Annotated in this window: 17 protein-coding genes; 11 read left to right on the forward strand and 6 right to left on the reverse strand. The window is 66.8% G+C overall.

The features are described from left to right. Positions 1–106: 106 nt before the first annotated feature. Entirely contained in the window at positions 107–316 is a 210-nt protein-coding gene (locus tag SGFS_RS41210; protein WP_286257408.1) for a hypothetical protein, read from the reverse strand. 178 nt (positions 317–494) lie between these two features. Between SGFS_RS41210 and SGFS_RS41215 the strand changes: the two genes are divergently transcribed. Then, a complete protein-coding gene (locus tag SGFS_RS41215) occupies positions 495–1469 on the forward strand; it encodes a carbohydrate kinase family protein (protein WP_286257409.1) in 975 nt (324 codons plus the stop codon). 103 nt (positions 1470–1572) lie between these two features. On the opposite strand, the gene SGFS_RS41220 is transcribed toward SGFS_RS41215, so the two are convergent. After that, positions 1573–2949 (reverse strand): cysteine desulfurase/sulfurtransferase TusA family protein, encoded by a 1377-nt coding sequence (locus SGFS_RS41220; RefSeq protein WP_286257410.1) that lies wholly within the window; start codon positions 2947–2949, stop codon positions 1573–1575. Positions 2950–3208: 259 nt separating this feature from the next. On the opposite strand from SGFS_RS41220, the gene ctaC reads away from it, so the two are divergent. The 4 genes from ctaC (at position 3209) to SGFS_RS41240 (ending at position 7727) form a co-directional block, all read left to right on the forward strand. Next, on the forward strand, positions 3209–4207 hold the full coding sequence (ctaC, locus tag SGFS_RS41225; protein ID WP_434028137.1) for an aa3-type cytochrome oxidase subunit II: 999 nt from the start codon (positions 3209–3211) through the stop codon (positions 4205–4207). After that, entirely contained in the window at positions 4204–5943 is a 1740-nt protein-coding gene (gene ctaD / locus SGFS_RS41230) for an aa3-type cytochrome oxidase subunit I (RefSeq protein ID WP_286257411.1), read from the forward strand. The genes ctaC and ctaD overlap by 4 nt, the downstream gene beginning before the upstream one ends. Further along, positions 5940–6338, forward strand: coding sequence for a cytochrome c oxidase subunit 4 (locus tag SGFS_RS41235; protein ID WP_286257412.1), 399 nt, complete (start codon positions 5940–5942; stop codon positions 6336–6338). Before ctaD ends, SGFS_RS41235 begins: the two co-directional genes overlap by 4 nt. Before the next feature lie 129 nt (positions 6339–6467). Further along, entirely contained in the window at positions 6468–7727 is a 1260-nt protein-coding gene (locus tag SGFS_RS41240; RefSeq protein WP_286257414.1) for a L,D-transpeptidase, read from the forward strand. A gap of 86 nt (positions 7728–7813) precedes the next feature. Here the strand turns inward: SGFS_RS41240 and SGFS_RS41245 are convergent, their stop codons facing one another. Then, positions 7814–8215 carry a response regulator gene (locus tag SGFS_RS41245; protein ID WP_286257415.1) on the reverse strand — a complete coding sequence of 134 codons (402 nt, stop codon included), beginning with the start codon at positions 8213–8215 and terminating at the stop codon, positions 7814–7816. A gap of 156 nt (positions 8216–8371) precedes the next feature. Between SGFS_RS41245 and ctaE the strand changes: the two genes are divergently transcribed. From ctaE to idi, 6 genes are all read left to right on the forward strand, one after another. Then, positions 8372–8992 (forward strand): aa3-type cytochrome oxidase subunit III, encoded by a 621-nt coding sequence (gene ctaE / locus SGFS_RS41250; protein WP_286257416.1) that lies wholly within the window; start codon positions 8372–8374, stop codon positions 8990–8992. 104 nt (positions 8993–9096) lie between these two features. Further along, positions 9097–9906, forward strand: coding sequence for a cytochrome bc1 complex diheme cytochrome c subunit (gene qcrC / locus SGFS_RS41255; protein ID WP_286257417.1), 810 nt, complete (start codon positions 9097–9099; stop codon positions 9904–9906). Next, on the forward strand, positions 9903–10961 hold the full coding sequence (gene qcrA / locus SGFS_RS41260) for a cytochrome bc1 complex Rieske iron-sulfur subunit (RefSeq protein ID WP_286257418.1): 1059 nt from the start codon (positions 9903–9905) through the stop codon (positions 10959–10961). Before qcrC ends, qcrA begins: the two co-directional genes overlap by 4 nt. Then, a complete protein-coding gene (gene qcrB, locus SGFS_RS41265) occupies positions 10958–12595 on the forward strand; it encodes a cytochrome bc1 complex cytochrome b subunit (RefSeq protein WP_286257419.1) in 1638 nt (545 codons plus the stop codon). Before qcrA ends, qcrB begins: the two co-directional genes overlap by 4 nt. Positions 12596–12811: 216 nt before the next feature. After that, positions 12812–14065 carry a cytochrome P450 gene (locus SGFS_RS41270; protein ID WP_286257420.1) on the forward strand — a complete coding sequence of 418 codons (1254 nt, stop codon included), beginning with the start codon at positions 12812–12814 and terminating at the stop codon, positions 14063–14065. Positions 14066–14202: 137 nt separating this feature from the next. After that, positions 14203–14778: an isopentenyl-diphosphate Delta-isomerase gene (idi, locus tag SGFS_RS41275; RefSeq protein ID WP_286257421.1), complete on the forward strand. Its 576-nt coding sequence runs from the start codon at positions 14203–14205 to the stop codon at positions 14776–14778. Between the two features lie 71 nt (positions 14779–14849). Here the strand turns inward: idi and SGFS_RS41280 are convergent, their stop codons facing one another. Genes SGFS_RS41280 through SGFS_RS41290 form a run of 3 tightly spaced genes read right to left on the reverse strand, consistent with a single transcriptional unit; the run spans position 14850 to position 17103 of the window. Beyond that, positions 14850–15827, reverse strand: coding sequence for an aminotransferase class I/II-fold pyridoxal phosphate-dependent enzyme (locus SGFS_RS41280; protein ID WP_350284051.1), 978 nt, complete (start codon positions 15825–15827; stop codon positions 14850–14852). Beyond that, positions 15827–16066: an acyl carrier protein gene (locus SGFS_RS41285; RefSeq protein WP_286257424.1), complete on the reverse strand. Its 240-nt coding sequence runs from the start codon at positions 16064–16066 to the stop codon at positions 15827–15829. The genes SGFS_RS41280 and SGFS_RS41285 overlap by 1 nt, the downstream gene beginning before the upstream one ends. Before the next feature lie 26 nt (positions 16067–16092). Further along, complete coding sequence (locus tag SGFS_RS41290; RefSeq protein WP_286257426.1) at positions 16093–17103, reverse strand: beta-ketoacyl-ACP synthase III; 1011 nt, start codon at positions 17101–17103, stop codon at positions 16093–16095. Positions 17104–17120 lie beyond the last annotated feature (17 nt).

Here is a 17120-nt window from a genome sequence, read left to right on the forward strand (position 1 = left end):
GGGGGACAGCGATGGGACGCGGCGCGGGAGCCGACGGTTCCCTGTTCGAGCCGGGAACCAGGGAGACGGGTGGAGCCGGGGAGTCGGGTGGCGGCGGACCGTCGGCTCAGTCGCCGTAGTCGGACATCGCGTCCACCAGCCGTGCGGACCGGGCCGGCACGGTCACCCCGAGGATGAGCGAAGGGGACACCGGAGCCGTATGGACCTTGGCGGGGGCGGCCCAGTGCACGGCCATCCGGGCGCAGTCGCCGCGCAGGGCGACGAGGTCGATCTCCAGGTCGAGCGGGGCGGTGCCGGGGACCTCGGTGTTCGTCATGACCGCACCGTATGCACCACCAGCCCCACGGAGAAAGCCCTACTATCGGGTAATTTTTCCGCTTCAGGGCTGGCCGAAGAGACGTCGGAGTATGGCGGACGGCCTGGTGGAGCGCGCGGGGGCGACCCGGTAGCGTGAACTGTCAATCCCCCTCCCCTCGCAGGAGCGTGTCCTCGCCGTGCGTATCGCAGTCTCCGGCTCCATCGCCACCGACCACCTGATGACTTTCCCCGGCCGCTTCGCGGACCAGCTCGTCGCGGACCAGCTGCACACGGTCTCCCTCTCCTTCCTCGTCGACCAGCTCGACGTACGCCGGGGCGGTGTCGGCGCGAACATCGCGTTCGGCATGGGACAGCTCGGCACGAACCCGATCCTGGTCGGCGCCGCGGGCTCGGACTTCGGCGAGTACCGGGCCTGGCTCGACCGCAACGGGGTCGACACGACCTCCGTACGCATCTCCGAGACACTGCACACCGCCCGCTTCGTGTGCACCACCGACGCCGACCACAACCAGATCGGCTCCTTCTACACCGGCGCGATGAGCGAGGCCCGCCTCATCGAGCTGAAGACCGTCGCCGACCGCGTCGGCGGCCTCGACCTGGTCCTCATCGGCGCGGACGACCCGGAGGCGATGCTCCGCCACACGGAGGAGTGCCGCTCCCGGAACATCCCCTTCGCCGCGGACTTCTCCCAGCAGATCGCCCGGATGGACGGCGACGAGATCCGGATACTGCTGGACGGCGCGACCTACCTCTTCTCCAACGAGTACGAGAAGGGCCTGATCGAGACCAAGACGGGCTGGTCGGACGCCGAGATCCTCGCCAAGGTCGGCCACCGTGTGACCACGCTGGGCGCGCAGGGCGTACGGATCGAGCGGGCCGGCGAGGAGCCGATCCAGGTCGCCTGCCCGGAGGAGGAGCGCAAGGCCGAGCCCACGGGTGTCGGCGACGCCTTCCGCGCGGGGTTCCTCTCCGGCCTCGCCTGGGGTGTCTCCCTGGAGCGCGCCGCCCAGGTCGGCTGCATGCTCGCGACCCTCGTCATCGAGACGGTCGGCACGCAGGAGTACCAGCTGCGCCGGGGCCACTTCATGGAGCGGTTCGTCAAGGCGTACGGGGACGAGGCCGGCACCGAGGTCCAGGCCCATCTCCGCTGAGGCCGACCTCTGCGACCAGTCGCCTGCGGGCCGAGGTGGCTGGTCGCGCAGTTCCCCGCGCCCCTGACAAGCAGAAAACAGGGCGTGGGGGACCCCTGTCGCGTCAACTCACCCTCCGCACCACATACGCCGAACCCCTCCCCTGCGGCTCCTCGCCCACATACTCCTGGCCCCGCATCTCGCACCACGCCGGAATGTCGAGCCTCGCCGCCTCGTCGTCCGACAGCACACGTACCGTCGCGCCCACCGGCACATCCCCGATGACCTTCGCCAGCTCGATGACCGGGATCGGGCACCGCTTGCCCAGAGCGTCCACGACGAGGACGTCCTCCCGGACCACGGCCGACGGAACCGGCGCCCCCAGCTTCTCCCGCACCCCCGCGACGGCCCCCGGCAGCACCTCCAGGAACCGTTCGACGTCCTCCTCCGGCGTCCCCGCCGGCAGCGACACGCGCACATTCCCCTCGCTGAGGACCCCCATCGCCTTCAGCACGTGGCTCGGCGTCAGCGTGCTGCTCGTGCAGGAGGAACCCGACGACACGGAGAACCCCTCGCGGTCCAGCTCGTGCAGCAAGGTCTCCCCGTCGACATAGAGACAGGAGAAGGTGACGATGCCGGGCAGCCGTCGGGCCGGATCCCCCACCACCTCCACGTCCGGCACCAGCGCCGGCACCCGCGCCCTGATCCGGTCCGTCAACTCCCGCAGCCGTACGGCCTCCACGGCCGCCTCCGCCCGTACGGCCCGCAGCGAGGCGGCCGCCGCCACGATCGCCGGGATGTTCTCGAACCCGGCGGCCCGCCCCGACTCCCGCTCGTCGACGGGCCCTTGCGCCGCGAACCGCACCCCCTTGCGCACCACGAGCACCCCGACCCCGGCCGGGCCACCCCACTTGTGGGCGCTGGCGGCGAGCAGCGACCAATCACCCTCCACCCGCCCCCACCCCAGCGACTGAGCCGCGTCCACCAGCAACGGCACCCCGGCCTCCCGGCACACCGCCGCCACTTCGGCCACCGGCTGCTCGGTCCCCACCTCGTGGTTGGCGGACTGAAGACAGGCGAGCGCGGTGTCCGGCCGCAGCGCATCCGCGTACGCCCGCACACCCACCGCTCCCGCACGGTCCACCGCCACCTGAGTGACCGCGCCTCCGCCGGCCTCGTGCACGTCAGCCGCATGGAGCACAGATGAGTGTTCGACGGTAGACACGATCAGGTGGCTTCCGATCCGCCGCCGCCCCGCCAACGCCCCGGCGATTCCGGAATGCACCGCCTGCGTACCGGACGAGGTGAAGACGAGTTCGTCCGGACGGCATCCCACTGCTTCGGCGGCCGCCTCCCGGGCGGCATCAAGCAGCATCCGCGCCCGCCGCCCCTCCCTGTACAGCCGCGCGGGATCGGCCCATCCCTCATCGAGGGAGGCTTGGAGGGCCTGCCGGGCAACGGGATGAAGAGGAGCAGCGGAAGCAGCGTCGAAGTAGGCCACACAGCAACGCTAGACCGCCGTCCGGAACAACCTCTCCAAGGGGCGCGAGGAACCGCGCTACCAGCGACGAACAACCCGCGGCCGCCAATCAAGCGAACCACCCCACCCGGTAGGCACCCCTCCCCGCGAACCCTCTGAGGGCGTCGGCTAGGGTTTGGTCCGCATAAACATCCAAACCCCTGCCCGTCGCAGGGCGGCGACCGACCAGCGAGAAGGCCGCAGCCATACCGCGCGGGCGAGACTCTCGGGAAGGCGCTACGTGAGTCCCAACGGCTCCGACCTCCCCCGCTGCCAGAAGGGCGCGGGCGGTACCCCCACGCCGCGGCGCCCGATGCGGCGGAAGCTGCTGCAGGCGCTTACTGCGGGCCTGGTCTTGGCTACAGCCACCGGTTGCTCGTACAACTGGGAAGACTTCCCCCGCCTTGGTATGCCCACCCCGACCACGGAAGAGGCGCCGATCGTCCTCTCCCTGTGGCAGGGCTCCTGGGCTGCCGCGCTCGCCACCGGCGTGCTGGTCTGGGGCCTGATCCTGTGGAGCGCTTTCTTCCACCGGCGCAGCCGCACCAAGATCGAAGTCCCCCCACAGACCCGGTACAACATGCCCATCGAGGCGCTGTACACGGTCGTTCCGCTGATCATCGTCTCGGTGCTGTTCTACTTCACCGCCCGCGACGAGTCGAAGCTCCTCGACACCTCGAAGAAGCCCGACCTCACGGTCAACGTGGTCGGCTTCCAGTGGAGCTGGTGCTTCAACTACATCGAGAACGTCGAGGGGTCCACCGGCGACGCGAAGACCGACGAGAACCTGGACGCGATTCCGAACCGGTTCAAGGAAGACTTCCCGGACAACGCCGGCGGTGTCTACACCTGTGGCACCCCGGGCGACAAGAACCCGCAGACCGGCAACCCCGGTCCGACCCTCTGGCTCCCCGAGGGCAAGACGGTCCGCTTCGTCCTCACCTCGCGTGACGTCATCCACTCCTTCTGGGTGGTGCCGTTCCTGATGAAGCAGGACGTCATCCCGGGCCACACCAACGCCTTCCAGGTGACCCCCAACCAGGAGGGGACCTTCCTGGGCAAGTGCGCCGAACTCTGCGGCGTGGACCACTCCCGGATGCTCTTCAACGTGAAGGTGGTCTCTCCCGAGCGCTACGAGCAGCACCTCAAGGAGCTCGCGGAGAAGGGCCAGCGGGGCTATGTCCCGGCCGGCATTGAGCAGACTGGGCCCGAGAAGAACCGGGAGACCACCCAACTGTGAGCATCCTCAACGAACCTCAGGGTGCTGCCGCCGCGGAGGGCTCGTACGAAGACGAGCTGCCCGTCCGGCGCAAGCAGCCCGGCAATGTCGTGGTGAAGTGGCTGACGACCACCGACCACAAGACCATCGGCACGCTGTACCTTGTCACCTCGTTCGCGTTCTTCTGCATCGGCGGCGTGATGGCGCTCATCATGCGCGCCGAGCTCGCCCGCCCGGGTACGCAGATCATGTCGAACGAGCAGTTCAACCAGGCGTTCACGATGCACGGCACGATCATGCTGCTGATGTTCGCGACGCCGCTGTTCGCCGGATTCGCCAACTGGATCATGCCGCTGCAGATCGGCGCGCCCGACGTGGCGTTCCCGCGGCTGAACATGTTCGCGTACTGGCTGTACCTCTTCGGCTCGCTGATCGCGGTGGCCGGCTTCCTCACCCCGCAGGGCGCTGCCGACTTCGGCTGGTTCGCCTACTCCCCGCTGTCGGACGCGGTCCGCTCGCCGGGCGTCGGCGCCGACATGTGGATCATGGGTCTGGCCTTCTCCGGCTTCGGCACGATCCTCGGCTCGGTCAACTTCATCACCACGATCATCTGCATGCGCGCCCCCGGCATGACGATGTTCCGCATGCCGATCTTCGTGTGGAACGTGCTGCTGACCGGTGTCCTGGTCCTGCTCGCCTTCCCGGTCCTCGCGGCCGCGCTGTTCGCCCTGGAGGCGGACCGCAAGTTCGGCGCCCACGTCTTCGACGCGGCCAACGGCGGCGCACTGCTGTGGCAACACCTCTTCTGGTTCTTCGGACACCCAGAGGTGTACATCATCGCCCTGCCGTTCTTCGGCATCATCTCCGAGGTCATCCCGGTCTTCTCCCGCAAGCCGATGTTCGGCTACATGGGTCTGGTCGGCGCGACCATCGGTATCGCCGGTCTCTCCGTGACGGTGTGGGCGCACCACATGTACGTCACCGGTGGCGTACTCCTGCCGTTCTTCTCCTTCATGACGTTCCTCATCGCCGTACCGACCGGTGTGAAGTTCTTCAACTGGATCGGCACGATGTGGAAGGGCTCGCTGTCCTTCGAGACACCGATGCTGTGGGCGACGGGCTTCCTGATCACCTTCACCTTCGGTGGTCTGACCGGCGTCATCCTGGCCTCGCCGCCGATGGACTTCCATGTCTCGGACTCGTACTTCGTGGTGGCGCACTTCCACTACGTGGTGTTCGGCACCGTGGTGTTCGCGATGTTCTCCGGCTTCCACTTCTGGTGGCCGAAGATGACGGGCAAGATGCTCGACGAGCGCCTGGGCAAGATCACGTTCTGGACGCTCTTCGTCGGCTTCCACGGCACGTTCCTCGTCCAGCACTGGCTGGGCGCGGAGGGTATGCCGCGTCGTTACGCCGACTACCTCGCGGCCGACGGCTTCACCGCCCTGAACACGGTCTCGACGATCGCGTCGTTCGTGCTCGGCCTGTCGATCCTGCCGTTCCTCTACAACGTGTGGAAGACGGCCAAGTACGGCAAGAAGGTCGAGGTCGACGACCCGTGGGGCTACGGCCGCTCGCTGGAGTGGGCGACCTCCTGCCCGCCGCCGCGGCACAACTTCCTCACCCTGCCGAGGATCCGCAGTGAATCCCCGGCGTTCGACCTGCACCACCCGGAGATCGCCGCGCTCGAGCAGCTCGCGCACGGCGGCCCTGCGGCCAACGAGCTCGCGGCCAGCGGCAAGGAGGCCGGCAAGTGAAGGTCCAAGGCAAGATGTTCATCTGGCTGAGCGTCTTCGTCCTCGCCATGGCGATCGTCTATGGCGTGTGGTCGAAGGAGCCGGCCGGTACCACGGCGCTCTTCCTGGCCTTCGGCCTGTGCATCATGGTCGGCTACTACCTGGCCTTCACGGCCCGGCGGGTCGACGTCGGCGCGCAGGACGACAAGGAGGCCGACGTCGCGGACGACGCGGGCGAGCTGGGCTTCTTCAGCCCGCACAGCTGGCAGCCCCTCGCCCTCGGCGTGGGCGGCGCGCTCGCCTTCCTGGGCGTCGTCTTCGGCTGGTGGCTGCTGTACTTCTCCACCCCGGTCATCCTGATCGGCCTGTGGGGCTGGGTCTTCGAGTACTACCGCGGTGAGAACCAGAACCAGTAACACGCGCTGAGCGCAGGAAGCCCGGACACTCCGCCAGGAGGTCCGGGCTTCACTCTTTTGCCACGCCGGAAGTAGCTCGCACGGGTCACCCGGCGCGCCGCGCCCGACTCTCGTTCCTACGTTGAACGCATGAGCACCTCACCGCGAAACCGCACGGTCGTCAGCTGCACCCTGCTGGTGGTCTCCCTGGGCGCGGGCGTCACCGCCTGCGGTTCCGGCGGCCACCCGCTCTCGGGCAGGCCGTACGACGCGGCGGACCAGATCTCCTTCAACACTCCCACCGGCGACGGCAAGAAGGCCGACCCGGACAAGGCCCTGGAAGTCACCTCCGACGACGACGGCCGCATCACCGACGTCACCGCCGTGGACGCCACAGGACGCTATGTCGCGGGCGAACTCACCGCCGACGGCGGCCGCTGGCACTCGACCTCACCGCTCGCCGCCAACGCCCACTACACGGTCCGGGTGAGCACCGAGGACGAGGACGGTGCTCCCGGCCGCAAGACCCTGTCCTTCCACACCGGCCGCCCCCTCACCAAGAAGCGGCTGAACGTGACCTTCGGCCCCAAGGCGGGCAAGTACGGCGTCGGCCAGCCGGTCACCGCCGAGCTCAGCAGGCCCGTCAAGGACAAGGCGGCCCGAGCGGTCGTCGAACGCGCCCTGAAGGTCGACTCGACGCCCTCCGCGGACGGCGCCTGGCACTGGGTGGACGACAAGAAGCTCCACTACCGGCCCAAGGAGTACTGGCCCGCCAACGCCACGATCAACGTCCACAGCAACCTGCAGGGCATCAAGGTCGGCGAACGGCTCTGGGGCGGCAAGGCCAAGCCCCTCAAGCTCACCACGGGCGACCGGGTCATCGCCATCACGGACGCCGCCTCCCATCAGATGACCGTCTACAAGAACGACAAGGTCATCAAGGAGATCCCCATCACCACGGGCAAGCCCGGCTTCGACACCCGCAACGGCGTCAAGGTCGTCCTGGGCAAGGAGTACTTCGTACGGATGCGCGGCGCCAGCATCGGCATCGCACGCGGCAGCTCCGACGACTACGACCTGCCCGTCTACTACGCCACCCGGGTGACCTGGAGCGGCGAATACGTCCACGCCGCCCCCTGGTCCACCGGCTCCCAGGGCTACGCCAACGTCAGCCACGGCTGCACCGGCATGAGCACCGGAAACGCCGAGTGGTTCTTCAACGCCATACGGGAGGGGGACATCGTCAAGGTCGTCAACTCGAGCGGCGACACCATGGCCCCCTTCGGCAACGGCTTCGGCGACTGGAACCTCGACTGGAAGAAGTGGAGGGAGGGCAGCGCCCTGACCGCCGGAACGAAGGAGACCCCGAGCGCGGCGGAGCAGGCCCGCCTGCGCCCCCAGTCCGCATGAGGCCGCGCCCCGGAAGGGGCGCGGGGTACCGCGCGATCAGCGACGAACAAGCCGCAGACGCCCTGCAAGCCGGGTGCCCCGAGTCACTAGGCGTTCAACGCCTGCTTCCGGCGCAACAAGGAAGCCAACGCCGCAGCGAACTCAACAGGCTCGACCGGCAGCGTCACGGCAGCGTCCGCCCGGCTCCAGGTCGCCAGCCACGCATCCTGCGGCCGTCCGATCAGCACCAGCACCGGCGGGCACTCGAAAACCTCGTCCTTGATCTGCCGGCACAGTCCCATGCCACCCATGGGCACGGCCTCACCGTCCAGCACGCAGACGTCGATGCCGCCCTTCTCCAGCTCCCGCAGAACCGCCGGAGGCGTCGCGCACTCCACGAACTCGACCTGCGGAACGTCCGGAGCCGGCCGTCGGCCGGAGGCCAGCCGCACCTGTTCGCGGGTGTTGGAGTCGTCGCTGTAGACCAGCACCGTGGCGATCGGCTGCATTGTTCCTCCGTGACTTCGGCGTCGTAAGGACAACAGACGGACAGGGCCCGATGCGCGGATGCTACTCCCTTGAACACCACGTCAACACCGGTCCTGAAGGGGGAGACACTCCGAACGGCACCCCCCGGAGTGAGGGCGGGATAAGCGACCGACATAATGTCGGTCGTGGCGACAGCAACGACAGTAGAAACCGGGCACGCGCACCCGTCGGTCAATCGGCCGAACCTCACCAGCGTCGGAACCATCATCTGGCTGAGTTCCGAGCTGATGTTCTTCGCGGCCCTCTTCGCGATGTACTTCACCCTTCGATCGGTGACCGGTACGGCCTTCTGGCACGAGAAGGCCGACGCCCTGAACTTCCCGTTCTCGGCGACCAACACCACGATCCTGGTGCTCTCCTCCCTCACCTGCCAGCTCGGCGTGTTCGCAGCCGAGCGCGGGGACGTGAAGAAGCTCCGGATGTGGTTCATCGTCACCTTCGTGATGGGTGCGATCTTCATCGGCGGTCAGGTCTTCGAGTACACCGAGCTGGTCAAGCACGAGGGCCTGTCGCTCTCGTCGGACCCGTACGGCTCGGTCTTCTACCTGACCACCGGATTCCACGGCATGCACGTGACGGGCGGCCTCATCGCCTTCCTGTTCGTTCTCGGCCGTACCTACGCGGCCCGGAGGTTCACCCACGAGCAGGCGACCGCGGCCATCGTCGTGTCCTACTACTGGCACTTCGTCGATGTCGTCTGGATCGGCCTCTTCGCCACGATCTACATGATCAAGTAATCGGGCCGACGATTCGAAGCGGACGGTACGTCGCGCCCGCCTCGTATTCGAGACCGACCCATCCAGAAGCACCGACGCAGAAGATCCTGACACCGGGGTAATCCGTGAAAAAGCTCTCCGCACGACGACGCCATCCGCTGGCGGCGCTCGTCGTCCTACTCCTCGCGCTGGCATGCACAGGGGGGCTGTACGCCGCGTTCGCTCCTGCGGACAAGGCGCAGGCCGATGAAACCGCCCAGTCCCTCACGATCGACGAGGGCAAGAAGCTGTACTCCGTGGGCTGCGCCAGCTGCCACGGCACCGGCGGTCAGGGCACCACCGACGGTCCGAGCCTCGTGGGCGTCGGCGCGGCGGCCGTCGACTTCCAGGTCGGCACCGGCCGGATGCCGGCCCAGCAGCCGGGTGCGCAGGTCCCGAAGAAGAAGGTCATCTACTCGCAGGCCGAGATCGACCAGCTCGCGGCGTACATCGCCTCGCTGGGCGCGGGTCCGGAGGTTCCGACCGAGAACGAGTACAACCCCGAGGGCGCGGACATCGCCGAGGGCGGCGAGCTGTTCCGCAACAACTGCGCGCAGTGCCACAACTTCGCGGGCAAGGGCGGCGCGCTGACGAACGGCAAGTACGCGCCGGACCTTACGGGTGTGTCCGAGAAGCACATTTACGAGGCCATGCTGACCGGCCCGCAGAACATGCCATCGTTCCCCGACCAGACGATGACCGAGCAGAACAAGAAGGACATCATCGCGTACCTGAAGGCGGTCAACGGCGACGAAACCGTCAGCCCCGGTGGCCTCGACCTGGGGGCCCTGGGTCCGGTCAGTGAAGGTCTGTTCTCCTGGGTCTTCGGTCTCGGTGTCCTGATCGCTGTCGCCGTTTGGGTTGCCGCGCGGACCGCAAAGGCCAAGAAGTCATGAGTAGCCAAGACATTCCAGAAGAGAACCTGCCTGTAGAGCAGGACCACGCGCACGGCGCGGTGAAGGTCGCGGACGAGGAGAACCCGTTCGCGGACCCTGGCCTGCCGCCCCATGAGCACCGGATCCAGGACATCGACGAGCGGGCCGCCAAGCGGTCCGAGCGCACGGTCGCCCTGCTGTTCACGGTGTCGATGCTCGCCACGGTCGGCTTCATCGCCTCGTATGTGACGATCGACGTCGACCAGTCGGTCTACGTCTTCCCGATCGGTCACATCAGCGGGCTGAACTTCGCGCTGGGGCTCACCCTCGGTCTGGCCCTGTTCACCATCGGCGCCGGCGCGGTCCACTGGGCCCGCACGCTGATGTCGGACGTGGAGGTCGCCGACGAGCGCCACGCGATCGAGGCCACGCCCGAGGTCAAGGCCAAGGTGCTGGCCGACTTCAAGCAGGGTGCCAAGGAGTCCGCGCTCGGGCGTCGCAAGCTGATCCGCAACACGATGTTCGGCGCGCTGGCCCTGTTCCCGCTCTCCGGTGTCATGCTGCTGCGCGACCTCGGTCCGCTGCCCGGCACCAAGCTGCGGCACACCACGTGGGCCAAGGGCAAGAAGCTCGTCAACATGAACACGGGCGAGCCGCTGCGTCCCTCCGACGTCGTGGTCGGGTCGCTGACCTTCGCCAAGCCGGACGGCCTGGAGGAGCACGACCACGACTTCCAGAAGAACATCGCCAAGGACGCCCTGATGATCGTCCGGATCCAGCCGGGCGACATCAAGGACAAGCAGGAACTCGACTGGTCCTACCAGGGCATCGTGGCGTTCTCGAAGATCTGCACCCACGTGGGCTGCCCGATCTCCCTGTACGAGCAGCAGACGCACCATGTGCTCTGCCCCTGCCACCAGTCCACCTTCGACCTCGCCGACGGCGGCCGGGTGATCTTCGGTCCCGCGGGGCACGCCCTGCCGCAGCTGCAGATCACCGTCGGTGAAGACGGCTACCTCGAAGCCGTGGGCGACTTCCAGGAGCCCGTCGGTCCTGCCTTCTGGGAGCGCGGATGAGCACTGCAACCACCACCGACTCGCGCGGCAAGCGCGAGAAGGCCCCGGCCGGCGAGCGAGTCGCCGACTGGGCCGACGGCCGGCTCGGGATCTACTCCCTGGCCAAGGCCAACATGCGCAAGATCTTCCCGGACCACTGGTCCTTCATGCTCGGTGAGATCTGCCTCTACAGCTTCATCATCATCATCCTCACGGGTGTGTACCTGACGCTGTTCTTCCACCCGTCGATGAACGAGGTGGAGTACCACGGCGTCTACGTCCCGATGCAGGGCGTGCTGATGTCCGAGGCCTACGCCTCGACGCTGGACATCAGTTTCGAGGTGCGTGGCGGCCTGCTGATCCGGCAGATCCACCACTGGGCCGCGTTGGTCTTCCTGGCCGGCATGTTGATTCACATGATGCGCGTGTTCTTCACGGGCGCGTTCCGCAAGCCACGTGAGGTCAACTGGCTCTTCGGCTGGCTGCTGTTGTTCCTCGGCCTGCTGACCGGTTTCACCGGTTACTCGCTCCCGGACGACCTGCTCTCCGGTACGGGTGTCCGGTTCACCGAGGGCGCCATCCTGTCCGTCCCCGTGGTGGGCACGTACATCTCGTTCTTCTTGTTCGGCGGGGAGTTCCCCGGCGGCGACTTCGTTGCCAGGTTCTACTCGATCCACATCCTGCTGCTGCCCGGCATCATGCTGGGTCTGGTGGTGGCGCACCTGATCCTGGTCTTCTACCACAAGCACACGCAGTTCGCGGGCCCCGGAAAGTCGAACAAGAACGTCGTCGGCATGCCGCTGCTCCCGGTCTACATGGCAAAGGCCGGTGGATTCTTCTTCCTGGTCTTCGGTGTCATCGCCGCGATCGCCGCGATCGCCTCGATCAACCCGATCTGGGCGATGGGTCCCTACCGTCCGGACATGGTGTCCACCGGTGCACAGCCCGACTGGTACATGGGCTTCGCCGAGGGGCTCATTCGCCTGATGCCGGGCTGGGAGATCAATTTCTGGGGTCATACCCTTGTCCTCGGTGTGTTCATCCCGGCGGTCGTCTTCCCGCTGGTCCTCGTCTCGATCGGTGTCTATCCGTTCGTCGAGGCCTGGGTCACCGGTGACAAGCGGGAGCACCACATCCTGGACCGCCCGCGGAACGCGCCGACCCGCACCGCGTTCGGTGTCGCCTGGCTGGTCTGGTTCGGCGTGCTGATGGTGGGTGGTGGCAATGACATCTGGGCCACGCACTTCCACCTCTCCATCAACGCCATCACGTGGTTCGGACGGATCGCCTTCTTCGCGGCACCGATCCTCGCCTTCATCGTGACCAAGCGCATCTGCCTGGGGCTGCAGCGTCGGGACAAGGACAAGGTGCTGCACGGTCGCGAGACCGGCATCATCAAGCGCCTGCCGCACGGTGAGTTCATCGAGATCCACGAACCGCTCAGCCAGGAGCAGCTGCACACGCTCACGGCGCACGAGCAGTACAAGCCGGCCGAGATCGGCCCGACGGTCGACGAGAACGGTGTCGAGCGCAGGGTGTCGCGTACGCAGAAGCTGCGCTCCAAGCTCTCGCAGGGGTACTACGGGGAGAACAACCAGATCCCCAAGCCCACCGCCGAGGAGTACAAGGAGATCACCAGCGGCCACGGCCACTGATCTTTCGCACTGTCACGCCACATCGGCGGCCCTACGGACATGAACCAATGTGTCCGTAGGGCCGCCGTTTTGTCTTTCGCCTACGAACGCGATTTATGAATTTTTACGGGCCCACTACGGGATCGGATAGTAGGATCTCCAAAGGTCGTGATCTTGAGCCGGGGGGTGATGGCGTCCGATGGGCGCACCCCTGGCCTTACACAGGGGGAAACACGAATGCCAGATCCTGCTGCGAACACCGGATTCTTCTTCAACCCGACCGATCCGGAATTCCGGCGCGATCCCTACCCGGTCTACCGGAAACTGCGTGATGAGCACCCGCTTCTTCCGGGGCCCTTGAGTTCATGGGTGGTCAGCCGCTACGACGACGTTGAATTCCTCCTTCGGGACCGTCGGCTGGGCAAGGACCTCGGGAAATCCCAGTTCTTCGCTCAACCGGCCGGAGCACCCGACGAGGAGCCGCCGCCCTTCCTCGGACTGGGTATGGACGGCTGGGACGGAAATCTCTTCAAGCTGCTGGATCCGCCGGACCACACGACGCTGCGGAGTCTTGTAGCGGCGCCTTTCACGCCGGCCGCGGTCGACACACTCATCAAGTCTGTGACGGCGGTGGTGGACGAGCTCCTGGTCGACCTGCCACCGCGGTTCGACGCCATGGAGCTTCTCGGCGCGATGGTTCCGGTGCGTGTCCTCGGTGACATGATGGGAATTCCGCGTGACGACCAGAAGCTCTTCGTCGAATGGTCCACCGAGATAGCGAGGCTCCTGGAGCTCGGTGCGCCGCCGCCGGAGGATCTGGCGGCCGCGTCCCAGCGTGCGGTGGCCGAGTGCACGGAGTACTTCGTCAGAGCGCTGGAGGAGCGCCAGGGCGGGGACGGGACCGACCTGATGTCCACGCTTTTGCGTGTCGCCGACGAGATCGATGGGCTGACGGTTCATCACGTCGCGGCGATGTGCGTGCTCCTCATCGTTCCGGGGCTGGACACCTTCGCCAATCTCATAGGTAACGCCGTGGTGTTGCTTGCTCAGCACCCGGATGTGCTGAACCGGCTGGCCGGCGACCCCGGGCTCGGGGACGACGTCCTCGACGAGGTGCTGCGTCTGGAGCCGCCCACGCATGCCTCGTGGCGCGTCGTCAACGAACCGATCGACCTGCACGGCCAGACGATGCAGACGGGCGACGTCGTGCTGCTGATGCTGGCCGCGGCCAACCGGGACGAACGGACCTTCGGCGCCCCCGATACGTTGTCGCTGGGGGCGCACGGTCGCAAGCATCTCTCCTTCGGCCGGGGTATCCACTACTGCCTCGGTGACAACCTCTCCCGTCTGATGGCCAAGGAAGCGCTGATCGGCCTCGCGCGGCGGTGCGGCTCCGTGGAGCTGGAGGGAGACGAAGTCGACCTCAAGCCTGGTCTGTGGCTCAGGGGTCCGGCCCGGTTGCCCGTTACGGTGACCGCACGGGTCAGCTGAATGTTCCCCTCGGTCGGCCACGATCGTCCGCTCCCTCGACGATCGTGGCCGACCGGGTGTCCTCGCCGTCATGTCCGGTCTTCATGACCGTTTTCCATTGACGACGAATCACAGACTCTGAGGAAAGGGACTTCAGAATGACCTCTGCTCAATCCACCAAGACCCTCCCGGCCGAACCGATTCTCCTCGAACTCGTGGATGAAGACGGCCGGACGATCGGCGTCGCTGAGAAACTTTCGGCGCATCAGGCCCCCGGGCATCTGCACCGCGCCTTCTCGGTCTTCCTCTTCGACACCGACGGTCGTCTGCTGCTTCAGCAGCGAGCCCATTCGAAATACCACTCGCCCGGTGTCTGGTCCAATACGTGTTGCGGCCACCCCTACCCCGACGAGCCTCCACAGGTCGCTGCCGGCCGTCGAGTGCGTGAGGAACTCGGCCTGGAGGAGGTCTCCCTCCAGGCGGCCGGAACGGTCACGTACGAGCACCCCGATGAGATATCTGGGTTGGTGGAGAAGGAATACAACCACCTGTTCGTGGGCGTGGTGGACGAGAAGCCTGAACCGGATCCGGCCGAGGTCTGCGACTTCCGCTTCGTAAACCGCGCGGAACTCGAGGAACTGCGCAAGCGGGAACCGTTCTCCGCCTGGTTCCCCTCGGTCCTGACCGCGGCCATGCCCGGCATGGCCCGAGTCGCACCGGGCGGCGGCTGGTAGACCCGATGAGAAAGAGCTGTCGTGGACGGGTTCTCCCGTTCACGACAGCTCTTTCCCGTTACGCGCGTGAGTTACGACAGCGCCCGCAGGACCGCGTCGTTGGCCTCGGTGTCGCCGATGGTGAGCCGGACACCTTCGCTCTCGAAGTACCGGGCCAGGACCCCGTTCTGCTCCAATGCCTCGCGGATTTCATGCGTCCGCTCTGGTTCGTCGAACCACAGAAAATTGGTCTGGCTGGGCAGTACGTTCCAGCCGACGCGGATCAACTCCCGCGTCACCCGGTTTCGTTCTCGCACGATGAAATCCACGCGCGTTCTCAGCTCGCGCTGTTCGCGCAGTGAAGCCTCCACCGCGACCACCGACAGGGAACTCACGGCAAAGGGAAGTTGGAAATCGTTGATCCGCCGTGCCAGTTCCGGACTCGTCATGCCGTAGCCGACGCGCATGTTGGCCAGGCCGTACGCCTTGGAGAACGTGCGCAGCACCAGCAGATTGGGGAACTCCCGCACCCAGTCCGCCGAATCGGGACGTTGCCCCGCGTCGACGAACTCGATGTACGCCTCGTCCAGCACGACCATCGTGTCGGTCGGGACCAGGGCGAGGAACTCTCTCAGTCCCTGCGCCGGGACGAACCGGCCGGTCGGGTTGTGCGGGTTGCACACGATCACGGCGTCCGTGTCCACCGACGCCTTCGCCAGGCCGGTGAGATCCTGGTGCCCGCCCGGCAGGAGCGGGATCTCAATGGGGCGGGCCGCTGCCATCCGGGCGAGCAGCGGGTACGCGTCGAAGTTTCGCCACCCGTACGCGAGGCCACCGCCGGGACGCACTGTCGCCTGCAGGGCCTGGAGCGCGACCCCGACGGATCCGGAGCCCACGACGAGACCCTCGACAGGGAACCCGAGCCAGTCGGCGATGACGCCCTTCAGACGTTCCGGGTAGAACTCCGGATACCTGTTGACCGTGGCGACGTGGTGGGCGATTTCTGCGGCCACGGGTCCGAGTGGCGGGAGTGGATTCTCGTTCAGTGTCAGCAGATGTTCCATGGGCATCAGCTCACACCCACGGATCTGAGGAGATCGCGTGCATTCTGCAGATTGGAATCGATGCCCAGCTCGTTGCCGTTCAGCATCGGGGTCTTGAAGTGACGCTCCAACTCCACGATGAATTCGACGACACCCATCGAGTCGATTCCCGACTCGCCGAAGGTAGCCCCCTTGAAAAGGGAGTCGGTGGATTTGGGGAAGCGCTCGTCAAGCAGTGACTTCAGGTTCTCGTCAATGGTGCTCATGGTTCTCTTCTCGCTTGTACGATTGCTCACTCGGTGACGGCGACGAGCGACTCGGGCCAGGTGAGCAGTGCCGAGCCCCACGTCAGCCCACCGCCGAAGCCGGTGAGGACGACCGACTGCCCCGCTTCGAACCGTCCGGCCGTCGCGCCCGCGGCGAGTGCCAGTGGAATGGACGCGGCCACGGTGTTGCCGACCTGGTCGATGTTCTTCACGACTCGCTCCGGTGGCAGGCCCAACTCCCTTGCGCAGGTGTCGAGGATGCGCACATTGGCCTGGTGCGGGACCAGATGGGCGATGTCGTCCGGTGTCAGCACGGCGCGGTCGAGGACGTTGCGTACCGAACCGCTCATGTGCCGGACCGCGCGAGCGAAGACCTGAGGGCCGTCCATGTGGAAATAGGCGTCCGACGGAGCCGGATCAGCTCCGCTGAGCCGCTGTTCCGACCCACCGGCCGGGACGGTGATGAGATCCACTCCCCGGCCGTCGCTGCCCAGGTCGAACCCGAGCAACGCGCCGTTCTCCCCCCGGTCGCCGGCCCGGAGGACCGTGGCACCGGCGCCGTCGCCGAAGATGACCCGGGTGGTGCGGTCACCGGGATCGAGGATCGTGGAGAAGGTGTCCGCCCCGACAACCAGAGCCGTGTCGACCACCCCGGTTCCGATCAGCCCCGCTGCGGCGGCCAGCCCGTACACGAAGCCGGTGCACACCGCGGCTACGTCGAACGCTCCCACCCCGGCGAGCCCGAGGGCTTCGGCCACCACGGGGGCCGTCGCGGGACAGGGGCGGTCGGGGGTGCTCGTGGCCACCACCACCAGGTCCACCCGGTCGACATCTGCGGACTTCAGCGCGCGCCGGGCGGCCTCTGTCGCCAAGTGGCCGGTGCTCATGCCGGGAGACGCCACATGGCGCCGGGCAATGCCGGTGCGGGTTCTGATCCACTCGTCGGTCGTGTCCAGTTCGGTCGCGAGCATGTCGTTCGTGACCACCTGAGGTGGGACCCAGGTCCCCAGACCGCTGAGGACCGCGCTGCGCGTCATGGTCTGTGCTCCTAGGG

The sequence above is a fragment of the Streptomyces graminofaciens genome, from assembly GCF_030294945.1.
GTDB lineage: Bacteria > Actinomycetota > Actinomycetes > Streptomycetales > Streptomycetaceae > Streptomyces > Streptomyces graminofaciens.

Coding starts and splice junctions, on each gene's coding strand:
- qcrA (WP_286257418.1), top strand. CDS start 9,903: ATGAGTAGCCAAGACATTCCAGAAGAGAACCTGCCTGTAGAGCAGGAC.
- SGFS_RS41280 (WP_350284051.1), bottom strand. CDS start 15,827: ATGCCCATGGAACATCTGCTGACACTGAACGAGAATCCACTCCCGCCA.
- qcrB (WP_286257419.1), top strand. CDS start 10,958: ATGAGCACTGCAACCACCACCGACTCGCGCGGCAAGCGCGAGAAGGCC.
- SGFS_RS41210 (WP_286257408.1), bottom strand. CDS start 316: ATGACGAACACCGAGGTCCCCGGCACCGCCCCGCTCGACCTGGAGATC.
- SGFS_RS41285 (WP_286257424.1), bottom strand. CDS start 16,066: ATGAGCACCATTGACGAGAACCTGAAGTCACTGCTTGACGAGCGCTTC.
- SGFS_RS41240 (WP_286257414.1), top strand. CDS start 6,468: ATGAGCACCTCACCGCGAAACCGCACGGTCGTCAGCTGCACCCTGCTG.
- SGFS_RS41290 (WP_286257426.1), bottom strand. CDS start 17,103: ATGACGCGCAGCGCGGTCCTCAGCGGTCTGGGGACCTGGGTCCCACCT.
- idi (WP_286257421.1), top strand. CDS start 14,203: ATGACCTCTGCTCAATCCACCAAGACCCTCCCGGCCGAACCGATTCTC.
- SGFS_RS41245 (WP_286257415.1), bottom strand. CDS start 8,215: ATGCAGCCGATCGCCACGGTGCTGGTCTACAGCGACGACTCCAACACC.
- ctaE (WP_286257416.1), top strand. CDS start 8,372: ATGTCGGTCGTGGCGACAGCAACGACAGTAGAAACCGGGCACGCGCAC.
- SGFS_RS41270 (WP_286257420.1), top strand. CDS start 12,812: ATGCCAGATCCTGCTGCGAACACCGGATTCTTCTTCAACCCGACCGAT.